At 44.1% G+C, this 10,092-nt stretch carries 11 protein-coding genes and 3 pseudogenes; 12 read left to right on the top strand and 2 right to left on the bottom strand.

Annotated features, from left to right (window positions below):
* Positions 1-172: 172 nt before the first annotated feature.
* The 8 genes and pseudogenes from nmlR (at position 173) to ACERC8_RS09030 (ending at position 5,815) form a co-directional block, all read left to right on the top strand.
* A complete protein-coding gene (gene nmlR / locus ACERC8_RS09065) occupies positions 173-553 on the top strand; it encodes a stress response transcriptional regulator NmlR (protein WP_373659570.1) in 381 nt (126 codons plus the stop codon).
* A 9-nt stretch (positions 554-562) separates the two neighbouring features.
* Positions 563-973, top strand: a complete 411-nt coding sequence (locus tag ACERC8_RS09060; protein ID WP_373659569.1) for a cupin domain-containing protein — start codon at positions 563-565, stop codon at positions 971-973.
* Between the two features lie 14 nt (positions 974-987).
* Positions 988-1,305, top strand: a complete 318-nt coding sequence (locus ACERC8_RS09055; RefSeq protein WP_373659568.1) for a carboxymuconolactone decarboxylase family protein — start codon at positions 988-990, stop codon at positions 1,303-1,305.
* A 12-nt stretch (positions 1,306-1,317) separates the two neighbouring features.
* Positions 1,318-2,310: pseudogene (locus ACERC8_RS09050) on the top strand (aldo/keto reductase).
* Positions 2,311-2,451: 141 nt separating this feature from the next.
* Complete coding sequence (locus tag ACERC8_RS09045; RefSeq protein ID WP_373659566.1) at positions 2,452-3,447, top strand: zinc-binding dehydrogenase; 996 nt, start codon at positions 2,452-2,454, stop codon at positions 3,445-3,447.
* Positions 3,448-3,653: 206 nt separating this feature from the next.
* Entirely contained in the window at positions 3,654-4,295 is a 642-nt protein-coding gene (locus tag ACERC8_RS09040) for an amino acid ABC transporter permease (RefSeq protein ID WP_373659564.1), read from the top strand.
* 12 nt (positions 4,296-4,307) lie between these two features.
* Positions 4,308-4,937, top strand: coding sequence for an amino acid ABC transporter ATP-binding protein (locus tag ACERC8_RS09035; protein ID WP_373659563.1), 630 nt, complete (start codon positions 4,308-4,310; stop codon positions 4,935-4,937).
* Between the two features lie 44 nt (positions 4,938-4,981).
* Complete coding sequence (locus tag ACERC8_RS09030) at positions 4,982-5,815, top strand: transporter substrate-binding domain-containing protein (protein WP_373659562.1); 834 nt, start codon at positions 4,982-4,984, stop codon at positions 5,813-5,815.
* Positions 5,816-5,913: 98 nt separating this feature from the next.
* Here ACERC8_RS09030 and plsY read toward each other — a convergent pair whose 3' ends face one another.
* Entirely contained in the window at positions 5,914-6,555 is a 642-nt protein-coding gene (gene plsY / locus ACERC8_RS09025) for a glycerol-3-phosphate 1-O-acyltransferase PlsY (protein WP_373659561.1), read from the bottom strand.
* 130 nt (positions 6,556-6,685) lie between these two features.
* Here plsY and parE point away from each other — a divergent pair, with 130 nt between their 5' ends.
* From parE to ACERC8_RS09005, 4 genes and pseudogenes are all read left to right on the top strand, one after another.
* Positions 6,686-8,629, top strand: coding sequence for a DNA topoisomerase IV subunit B (parE, locus tag ACERC8_RS09020; RefSeq protein ID WP_373659560.1), 1,944 nt, complete (start codon positions 6,686-6,688; stop codon positions 8,627-8,629).
* 36 nt (positions 8,630-8,665) lie between these two features.
* Positions 8,666-9,064, top strand: a complete 399-nt coding sequence (locus tag ACERC8_RS09015; RefSeq protein WP_373659558.1) for a YkvA family protein — start codon at positions 8,666-8,668, stop codon at positions 9,062-9,064.
* A 73-nt stretch (positions 9,065-9,137) separates the two neighbouring features.
* On the top strand, positions 9,138-9,395 hold the full coding sequence (locus ACERC8_RS09010) for a DNA repair protein (protein WP_373659557.1): 258 nt from the start codon (positions 9,138-9,140) through the stop codon (positions 9,393-9,395).
* Positions 9,396-9,414: 19 nt separating this feature from the next.
* A pseudogene (locus ACERC8_RS09005) lies at positions 9,415-9,675 on the top strand (S26 family signal peptidase); the annotation flags it as partial.
* Between the two features lie 35 nt (positions 9,676-9,710).
* Here ACERC8_RS09005 and ACERC8_RS09000 read toward each other — a convergent pair.
* Positions 9,711-9,953: pseudogene (locus ACERC8_RS09000) on the bottom strand (transposase); the annotation flags it as partial.
* Positions 9,954-10,092 lie beyond the last annotated feature (139 nt).

Here is a 10,092-nt window from a genome sequence, read left to right as displayed (position 1 = left end):
CATAAAAAAGCACCCCATTCGTTAGATTATCTGTCTAACTTTTGGGGTGCGGTTCACTGGCGGTAGGGAGAGTTTTTTATTTCCAAAACTGGTTAATCGAAAAACAAAAAATCCCTTGACTTGGGGTTAACTCAAAGATGTATAATACAAGTGCTTGAGAGGAGGCGATGCAATGAATATTAAAAAGGTCAGTGAGAAGACTGGTATTTCAGCAGACACGATTCGTTATTATGAACGGATAGGTTTAATGCCGGCTGTCACAAGAAATAAAGCAGGTGTACGCGATTTTACGGAGTTAGATATTCAGCTATTGGAATTTGTCCGCTGTTATCGCAGTGCTGGCATTGGCGTTGAGCCGCTGATTGAATATATCCAATTATTGGGGCAAGGTGATCAGACGGTTCCTGCTCGTATCGAATTGCTGAGTGAGCAACTAGAAGCCTTGGACAATCGTATAAACGAATTAACACAAGCGCGCGATCGTCTCAAATATAAGATTGAAAATTACAAACAGGCGATTCTTCCAGTTGAACGAAGTTTATTTGATGAATAGGAGGGAAATATGGTACAACATGAAGAATTATACGCTTCACCGTTATTTGAGTTAGGTACAGAGAATCCTTATGGAAGATTTTTCACTGGTCAATCCTATCTAGCGACCTTAGCACAATCTCCGGATCAGTCAGTTTTTGTTGGCAATGTAACTTTTGAACCGGGTTGTCGAAACAATTGGCATGTTCATCTGGATGGTTACCAAATTTTATTAGTAATAGGTGGCGAAGGAATTTATCAGGAGGCTGGGAGAATAGCTCGCCACCTTAAAGCAGGAGACGTGGTCATGACCAATAAAGGGATTAAGCACTGGCACGGAGCAAGCAAAAATTCATGGTTTGCGCACATTGCCATAACTTCGGGAGCTGGTGAATTTTATGAAGCAGTGACAGATGAGCAATACGAGGAAGCTCATTTTTAAAAGGAGGAATAAAGATGGAAAAACAAACAGCAGGACGGGAGATATTGGGGGAATTTGCACCAACATTTGCTTCCTTAAATGACGATGTCTTGTTTGGACAAGTCTGGTCCAGGGAGGATGCACTTGCTCCTAAACTTCGTTCAATCGTCACCGTATCTGCCCTTATTAGTAGTGGAAGTTTGGAACAATTAGATCATTATCTAAACCTAGCCAAGAAGAATGGGGTGACGCAGGAAGAAATTTCTGAAATCATTACACACCTCGCCTTTTATGTTGGCTGGCCAAAGGTCTGGTCAGCTTTTAATCGGGCAAAGGAAATCTGGAAGAACTAAAGGAGAAAGAATGTGGAATACACAAAACTGGGAAATACTGGACTTGAGGTGTCAAAAATTTGTTTGGGTTGCATGAGTTTTGGAGATGCCAATATGGGAATTCACTCAGGCTGGTTATTAGATGAAGAAAAGAGTAGAGTCATTATCAAAAAGGCACTGGATTTAGGTATTAGCTTTTTTGATATGGCCAATACCTACGCTGCTGGAACCAGCGAAGAGATTCTGGGGCGGGCTCTAAAAGATTTTGCCAAACGTGAAGAAGTTGTGATTGCGACAAAATGTTTCTTTAGTGATTTGCCAAACGGAGAAGTAAAACCCAATCAACATGGCTTGTCTCGTAAAGCGATCTTCCATCAGGTAGAACAGAGCCTAAAACGTTTAGGGACTGATTACATTGATATTCTCTACATTCATCGCTGGGATTATCATACACCGATTGAAGAAACTATGTCTGCTTTGAACGATTTGGTCAGAAGTGGAAAAGTCCACTATCTCGGTGCTTCAGATATGTATACTTGGCAATTCCAGAAGTCACAATATGTGGCTGAAAAGAATGGCTGGACACCCTTTTCAGTCATGCAAAACCATTACAATATGCTGTATCGTGAAGATGAGCGGGAGATGATTCCATTCTGTCAAGATTATGGAGTAGGTCTGGCACCGTACAGTCCATTAGCAGCAGGACGGATTGTCAGAGACTGGACAGCAAATACAGCCCGTAGTGCGACGGATATGAAAGCAAAATCTAAGTATGATAGGACAGAGGAGCAGGATCGTTTGATCGTAGCACGTGTAGCCGAATTATCTGAGCGCTATCAGGTCTCACGTTCACAGATTGTCTTAGCCTGACTCTGGAAAAAAGGGATGCATTCACCAATTTTAGGCGTGACCAAAGAAGCCTATTTGGACGATTTTATGGGTGCTTTTGAGGTTAATTTGACAGATGACGATGTCGCTTATTTAGATGAATTATATGTGGCACATCAGGTCGTTAGTGCTCTTTAATATCGCGTTAATATTACAAGTATTTTAGTCTATTATAGAGGAAAGGATTAGAGGTAAGAGTCGAAATTGTTCTTACGCTCTTGGTCATAATGAATGAAAACAGCTATTTTTGAACAAGCAGGACAGATGATTATTGAATAGGTGGCAAAACCGACCTTGCAAGCAGATGATGATATCATTATCAAGGTGGTGCGTGCCTGTGTTTGTGGATCGGACCTCTGGTCTTATTCACATGGCGATGATAAGGCGGCCCATTCACCAAACAGTGGTCATGAAGCTTTAGGAATTGTTGAAGAGGTTGGCTCTGCCATTACGACGGTTCAGCCGGGTGATTTTGTCATCGTTCCCTTTACACATGGTTGCGGCACTTGTGGCGCTTGCCGTGCAGGTTTTGATGGAACTTGCGATAATCATCCCGGGGCGACAAACAGGGGAGGTGGCTATCAGTCCGAATACATCCGTTTCCATTATGGAAATTGGGCTTTAGTTAAAGTCCCTGGACAACCATCCGATTATTCAGAAGGCATGATAAAATCCCTCTTGACACTTGCTGATGTAATGCCGACAGGTTATCATGCTGCTCACTGTGCTCAGGTCGAACGAGGAGACAAGGTTGTCGTGATTGGAGATGGTGCTGTTGGTCAGTGTGCTGTCATTGCAGCCAAGATGATGGGAGCTTCTCAAATTATTCTCATGAGTCGACATGCCGACCGCCAGCAATTAGCTCTGGATCTTGGGGCGACTGCAATTGTCGCTGAACGTGGCGAAGAAGGTGTTAAACGAGTGCGTGAGCTACTAGGTGGGGGTGCGGATGCCGCTCTTGAATGTGTCGGAACAGAGGCTGCGATTGATCAAGCACTGGGGGTACTTCGTAATGGAGGTCGTGTTGGTTTCGTTGGTGTACCGCACTATGACAAACACAAGTTGGGGTCTACCTTTGCCCGCAATATTTCGGTTGCCGGTGGATCAGCCAGTGTCACCACCTACAATAAACAGGTGTTGCTAAAGGCTGTATTAGATGGAGACATCAATCCAGGAAAAGTGTTCACCACAAGTTATCGTCTAGATGATATTAACCAAGCTTACCGAGATATGGCAGATCGTAAGAGCATCAAATCGATGCTGGTCGTTGACTAGGTGAGCTATAAACAGAGGGAGTGAAAAACATAACTCTCTCTGTTTTTAGCTTCTAGTAAGTCAAAAAAGGGGGGGGCTTTCTCCATAAACTAGGTGATGTTATGATTGTCGATATTCCCGAATTTTTACTAAAAATAAGCCTGAAAGTCTTGCTAAAACAGGAAAATCTGATATAATTATTTTCAATATTACATTTAGGAGGGCGTATGGCTTACCTATTAGACATTTTACCTAGTTTATTACAGGGCGCCTTGGTTTCCTTACAGGTTTTTTTCATTGTCATTGCCCTATCTATTCCGCTAGGCGCTTTGGTTGCCTTTTTGATGCGTTCAAACATTAAGATTATTAACTGGCTGTTCAATATCTACATCTGGATAATGCGCGGCACTCCCTTGCTCTTGCAGTTGATTTTCTTCTATTATGTTTTGCCGAGCGTTGGGATAACTTTTGATCGGATGCCAGCAGCCATCATTGCCTTTACCATGAACTATGCAGCTTATTTTGCTGAGATTTTCCGTGGTGGAATTGCCGCTATTCCGAAGGGGCAGTATGAAGCTGCCAAGGTTCTGGGCTTGACCCCTGTTCAAACTATTGTCCATATTGTTTTACCGCAGGTGGTCAAGATTGTTCTGCCTAGCATTTTCAACGAAGTGATCAACTTGGTCAAGGATTCTTCCTTGGTCTACGTGCTTGGGGTTGGCGATTTGCTCTTGGCTTCTAAAACAGCCGCAAACCGTGATGCCAGTTTGATTCCGATGTTTATCGCTGGAGGCATTTACCTGCTTTTCATCGGCGTTGTGACCATTTTGTCTAAAAAAGTTGAGCAAAAATTCGACTATTACCAGTAGGAGGAGGGTCTTATGTTAGAGTTAAAAAATATCAGCAAGACCTTTGGGGACAAGATCATTTTCGACCAGTTTAACCTGACGGTTCAAGAAGGTAAAGTTTTGTCCTTAGTTGGCCCATCTGGCGGTGGCAAAACGACCCTGCTTCGCATGTTGGCTGGGCTTGAGAGCCTTGACTCAGGTGAGATTATCTATAACGGTCAAGCTGTTCCCATCGACCACTTGGAGACAGCTAATCTCCTCGGTTTTGTGTTTCAAGATTTTCAACTTTTTCCTCACCTATCAGTTTTGGAGAACCTGACCTTATCGCCCATTAAAACCTTGGGATTGTCTAAGGAAATTGCAGAGCAGAAAGCTCGTGACTTGTTACTGCAGCTAGGCCTGGCTGAACACCAACAGGCCTATCCCCACTCCCTCTCTGGCGGTCAAAAGCAGAGGGTCGCCCTCGCGCGGGCCATGATGATTGATCCAAAAATCATCGGCTACGACGAGCCGACATCAGCGCTTGATCCCCATCTCCGACAAGAAGTTGAGAAAATGATTATCGCTAATCGTGACCGTGGCATGACCCAAATTGTGGTCACCCACGACATGGCCTTTGCAGAACATATTTCAGATCAAATTCTGAAAATAAATCCGAGTTAGGCGCTTGCCAGCTCTGCTATTGAACAAAAGAAGAGGAAAATATTATGAAGAAGTTTTATCTGGGTGCTTTAGCACTTGTAACGAGCTTGACCTTGGCTGCTTGTGGCAGTAAGACAGAGACATCAGCTGACAAATGGACGACCTATGAGTCTGAAAAGTCTATTACCATCGGTTTTGACGAGACATTTGTCCCAATGGGCTTCAAGGACAAGTCAGGTGACTATGTTGGTTTTGATATCGACTTAGCGACTGCCGTCTTTGATCAGTACGGGATTGCTATCAAGTGGCAACCCATCAACTGGGACTTGAAAGAAACTGAGCTGAACAACGGTAAGATTGACCTGATTTGGAACGGTTACTCTTTAACTGAGGAGCGCGCTGAAAAAGTCTTGTTTACAGACCCGTACCTGCCGACTTCTGACGTCATTATCACCAAAAAGTCATCAGAGATTACTTCAGCTGCTGATATGGCTGATAAGACTTTGGGAGCACAGTCTGGCTCATCTAGTTACGACACCTTCCTAAGTAACCCAGCTATTTTGAAAGATATTGTCAAAGATAATGATGCGACCCAGTATGAAACATTTACGCAAGCCTTCATCGATTTAAAGAGTAATCGGATTGATGGTTTGCTGGTCGATAACATCTATGCCAACTACTACCTAACAGAAGAAGGCGAGCTTGAACATTATAATGTGATCGACATTTCTAAAGAGTTTCAAGGGCAGAACTTTGCTGTCGGTGCACGAAAATCCGACAAAACATTGGTTGAAAACATCAATAAAGCCTTCAAAAAGCTTTATGAAGATGGCAAATTCCAAGAGATTTCAAAAAAATGGTTTGGTGAAGATTTAGCTACCGAAGATGTGAAGAACTAATCTTTTCACCGATATAGGAAAAAAGGCAGATCTAATTGCTTTGCCTTTTACGTTAATTAAAACAAATGTTAAGCCCCTTTAGGGGCTTAACATTTGTTTTAATTTCTCTTGGTTTGCTTGCTGAGATTAAGCCCCCAAGGGACGAGGTTCTCAGTCTTGTTCTTGATACGTCCCATGTTGTCTCTGTGACGAATAATGATAAGGCTGGCAATGGTGATGATTAAGCCTGTAAAAATCAGACTGTAATCGCTGATGAGAAAGCCCATTGCAGGAAAAGTCAGCACGCCGATGATAGCGACACTAGCAGCTGTCACACTGGCTAGGGAAATTATGCTGAAAAGGTAGAGTGTCAGTAAGAAAATCACCAGCAAAAAAATCAGGAAAGCAGGGGCAAAACCTAACAGGACACCTGCAGATGTGGCAACTGCTTTACCGCCTTTGAACTGGGCAAAGATGGGAAAGGTATGTCCTAACACGGCAAAGAAGCCAATCAGGAGGGCCAAGTCGCTGTCAATGCCAAACCAGATGGGTAAAAGTGTTGCTACTGTTCCTTTTAGAACATCGACAAGTAGTGTGATAATACCAGCTTTTTTCCCTAAAATACGAAAGGTATTGGTGGTTCCAGTATTGCCAGAACCGTGTTCTCGCAGGTTTATGTTGTAAAATTGTTTGCCAATCCAGAGGCCTGTTGGGATGGAGCCTAGCAGGTAGGCAATGATGCCAAAAATAAAACTATTCATAGCGCTATTATACCATAAAACTTTGACAAACAAACTAAATGAACGTTAAAATGAGAGAAAAAGCAACTTTACTTTGCCATTTGTCTCAAAAATCGGTAAAATAGAGAGATGACAAATTTGGAGGTCATAGATGCCTAAGAAAGAAATAAACGTAACAAACTATAATGATGACGCCATTCAGGTTTTGGAAGGACTAGATGCAGTCAGAAAGCGGCCGGGCATGTACATCGGCTCCACCGATGGCGTGGGGCTGCACCATCTGGTCTGGGAGATTGTGGACAATGCGGTCGATGAGGCCTTGTCAGGTTTTGGGGACAAGATCAGTGTGACCTTAAATACCGATGGCTCAGTGACGGTGGCAGATAGTGGACGGGGCATGCCCGTTGGTCTTCACGCCATGGGGATTCCGACGGTTGAGGTTATCTTTACCGTCCTCCATGCAGGGGGCAAGTTCGGTCAGGGAGGTTACAAGACCTCTGGTGGTCTCCACGGGGTTGGTTCGTCTGTCGTCAACGCCCTCTCTAGCTGGTTGGAGGTGGAGATTACCCGTGAGGGGAGCGTCTATCGCCAGCGCTTTGAGGACGGCGGCAAGCCCGTAACCACGCTTGAAAAAGTCGGTACCGCTCCTAAGTCCAAGTCTGGTACGACCGTTCGTTTCCTGCCTGACCCACGGATTTTTTCCACGGTTGAGTTTAAGTATGGGACAATCGCAGAGCGTCTAAAAGAGTCTGCCTTTCTCCTCAAAAACGTCACCATGACCTTGCTGGATCAGCGGTCTGGAGAAGAAGCTAGCTTCCACTATGAGAATGGGGTGCAGGATTTTGTCGCCTATCTCAATGAAGACAAGGAAACCTTGACCCCCATTATCGCCTTTATAGGAGAGGAGCAGGAGTTTCAGGTGGACATCGCCATGCAGTACAACGATGGCTTTTCTGACAATATCCTCTCCTTTGTTAACAACGTCCGCACTAAAGATGGCGGAACGCATGAGACAGGGTTTAAGACCGCCATTACCAAGAGCCTCAATGACTATGCAAGAAAAACAGGACTTCTGAAGGAAAAGGACAAGAACTTAGAGGGGTCTGACTACCGTGAGGGCTTGTCAGCTGTCCTATCCATCCTTGTTCCCGAAGCCCATCTCCAGTTTGAAGGGCAGACCAAGGATAAGCTGGGCAGCCCCCTTGCTCGTCCTATTGTCGATAGCATTGTCAGCGAGAAATTGACCTTTTTCCTCATGGAAAATGGCGAAACGGCCAGCAACCTCATCCGCAAGGCCATTCGTGCTAGAGATGCTAGAGAAGCGGCCAGAAAGGCGCGTGATGATGCCAGAAGTGGCAAGAAAAACAAGAAAGACAAGGGGTTGCTATCTGGTAAGTTGACCCCAGCCCAGTCTAAAAATGCCCAGAAAAATGAGCTCTATCTAGTCGAGGGAGATTCAGCGGGCGGTTCTGCTAAGCAAGGCCGTGACCGCAAGTTTCAAGCAATCTTACCCCTACGAGGCAAGGTTATCAATACTGAAAAGTCCAAGATGAGCGATATTCTCAAAAACGAGGAAATCAACACCATGATTTACACCATTGGAGCGGGTGTTGGGGCGGATTTCAATATCGCTGACATCAACTACGACAAGATTATCATCATGACCGATGCGGATACAGATGGTGCCCATATTCAGACCCTACTCTTAACCTTTTTCTACCGCTACATGCGGCCGCTGGTCGAGGCGGGGCATATCTACATCGCGCTGCCACCGCTCTATAAGATGAGCAAAGGCAAAGGAAAAACCGAAAAAATCGCCTATGCTTGGACGGACGGTGAGCTAGAGGACTTGCGAAAAGAGTTCGGAAAAGGCGCTCTTCTCCAACGCTACAAGGGACTGGGTGAAATGAACGCCGACCAGCTCTGGGAGACTACTATGAACCCTGAGACTCGCACCCTCATTCAGGTGACCATTGATGACCTAGCGCGTGCTGAGCGCCGCGTCTCCACCCTCATGGGCGACAAGGTCGAACCTCGCCGCAAGTGGATTGAGGAGAATGTCCGATTTAGCTTGGAAGAACAGACGTTGTTCTAACTTGTCGATTTATTATAATTACTCAAGGAGATTATTATGAAAACAAAAATGACAAAAACTCAAGCAATTGAGCAACTGCAAAATCGCTACAAAAAGGCAGAAGATTTGCTCAAAGATGACGTCAAAATGGAACCGTTTTTGGAGAAATTGGAGAAGAAAATCAAGTGGATTCCTTTTGTCAGTCAGGAAATCAAATCGATTCCGATTTTGATTAGCATGGTAAGAAGTTACTGGAAAGGTGAGTACAAAACTGTTCCAATCAAGTCTATCATCGCTATCGTCAGCGCTTTGATTTACTTCCTATCACCGCTTGATATCGTTCCTGACTGGATTCCCTTTCTCGGTCAGATGGATGATGCTCTCGTTATCGCCACCGTCTGGAAACAAGTCCATAAGGACATTGAGGCGTATAGGGAGTGGAAAAATAAAGTATAAAAACTTGACAAAAGTCTATACCCTATAATACAATCAGATAACATACAGCTACTTCAAGCATAGAGAGACAGTTATGGAACAGAACCAGTTACGCAAATTAAAGCGTGAACAATTACTTAAAATGATGTTGCATCAGCAGCAAGTCATTGAAGAACAAGAGCAAAAAATCCTAGCACTGGAAGAAGCTCTTAATGAAAAAAAGATACGATTGGAAAAGGCTGGCTCTATTGCTGAGGCAGCTTTGGCTCTGAATGAGGTCTTTGAAGCAGCTCAAAAGGCTGCCGATGATTACCTGCTAAGCATTCAATCGCAAGCTCAGGCTCAAGCTTAAGAGAGAGGTGATCAAGCGGATGTCTGATGTAAAGTTAACAACTCAATCGCTATCAACAGAACTGGATAGATTAACCTATCGTAAGCGATTTTGGGCAATCGTGAGAAATACCTTATATATTCTAATGGCTGTTGCCTCTACCGCTGTTCTCATTGCGGTCCTATGGCTTCCGGTTTTGCGGATTTATGGGCATTCGATGGATAAGACCCTCCAAGAAGGCGATATCGTCCTCACCGTGAAGGGAACTGACTTTGATAGTGGAGACGTGATTAGTTTTTACTAAAAGATAAATTGCAAGAATAAGTGCAACACTTATCACAATTCCTTCAATAGTGCTTCAAAAGCTGTTCTGTAAGCCAAGCATTTTCGTGGTCGGTTATTGATGTCGAATAAGACTTTCGCCAATTGTCCATCAGAAGTAGCAGCCAAATCGGTTTTCTTGGAGAAATATTCCCTCAGTAAACCATTGGCGTTCTCATTGCACCCTCCTTGCCAAGACGAATAGGGAACCGCAAAGTAAAAAGGAATGTCTAAGTTTTCCACCAAGGGATAACAGGCTGAATCGGTTACACTAAACTAGACAGAATTTATAAAGTGTTCTACACTAAAGAAAACAGGATAACTCTATGTCTAGAAAAATCCGTCGTCAATTTAGTGATGACTTTAAGCAACAAATTGTTGACCTTCACAAAGCTGG

Origin of the sequence: Streptococcus sp. E29BA (assembly GCF_041807805.1) — a bacterium.
GTDB lineage: Bacteria > Bacillota > Bacilli > Lactobacillales > Streptococcaceae > Streptococcus > Streptococcus entericus.
Note: the sequence above shows the minus strand (reverse complement) of the source record. Positions and strands in the feature narration are given on the sequence as shown.

Excerpts from the sequence above, each read along its gene's own strand:
- ACERC8_RS09015 (WP_373659558.1), top strand. The coding sequence starts at position 8,666 with ATGAAAACAAAAATGACAAAAACTCAAGCAATTGAGCAACTGCAAAAT.
- ACERC8_RS09055 (WP_373659568.1), top strand. The coding sequence starts at position 988 with ATGGAAAAACAAACAGCAGGACGGGAGATATTGGGGGAATTTGCACCA.
- ACERC8_RS09040 (WP_373659564.1), top strand. The coding sequence starts at position 3,654 with ATGGCTTACCTATTAGACATTTTACCTAGTTTATTACAGGGCGCCTTG.
- ACERC8_RS09010 (WP_373659557.1), top strand. The coding sequence starts at position 9,138 with ATGGAACAGAACCAGTTACGCAAATTAAAGCGTGAACAATTACTTAAA.
- plsY (WP_373659561.1), bottom strand. The coding sequence starts at position 6,555 with ATGAATAGTTTTATTTTTGGCATCATTGCCTACCTGCTAGGCTCCATC.
- ACERC8_RS09030 (WP_373659562.1), top strand. The coding sequence starts at position 4,982 with ATGAAGAAGTTTTATCTGGGTGCTTTAGCACTTGTAACGAGCTTGACC.
- ACERC8_RS09060 (WP_373659569.1), top strand. The coding sequence starts at position 563 with ATGGTACAACATGAAGAATTATACGCTTCACCGTTATTTGAGTTAGGT.
- nmlR (WP_373659570.1), top strand. The coding sequence starts at position 173 with ATGAATATTAAAAAGGTCAGTGAGAAGACTGGTATTTCAGCAGACACG.
- ACERC8_RS09035 (WP_373659563.1), top strand. The coding sequence starts at position 4,308 with ATGTTAGAGTTAAAAAATATCAGCAAGACCTTTGGGGACAAGATCATT.
- parE (WP_373659560.1), top strand. The coding sequence starts at position 6,686 with ATGCCTAAGAAAGAAATAAACGTAACAAACTATAATGATGACGCCATT.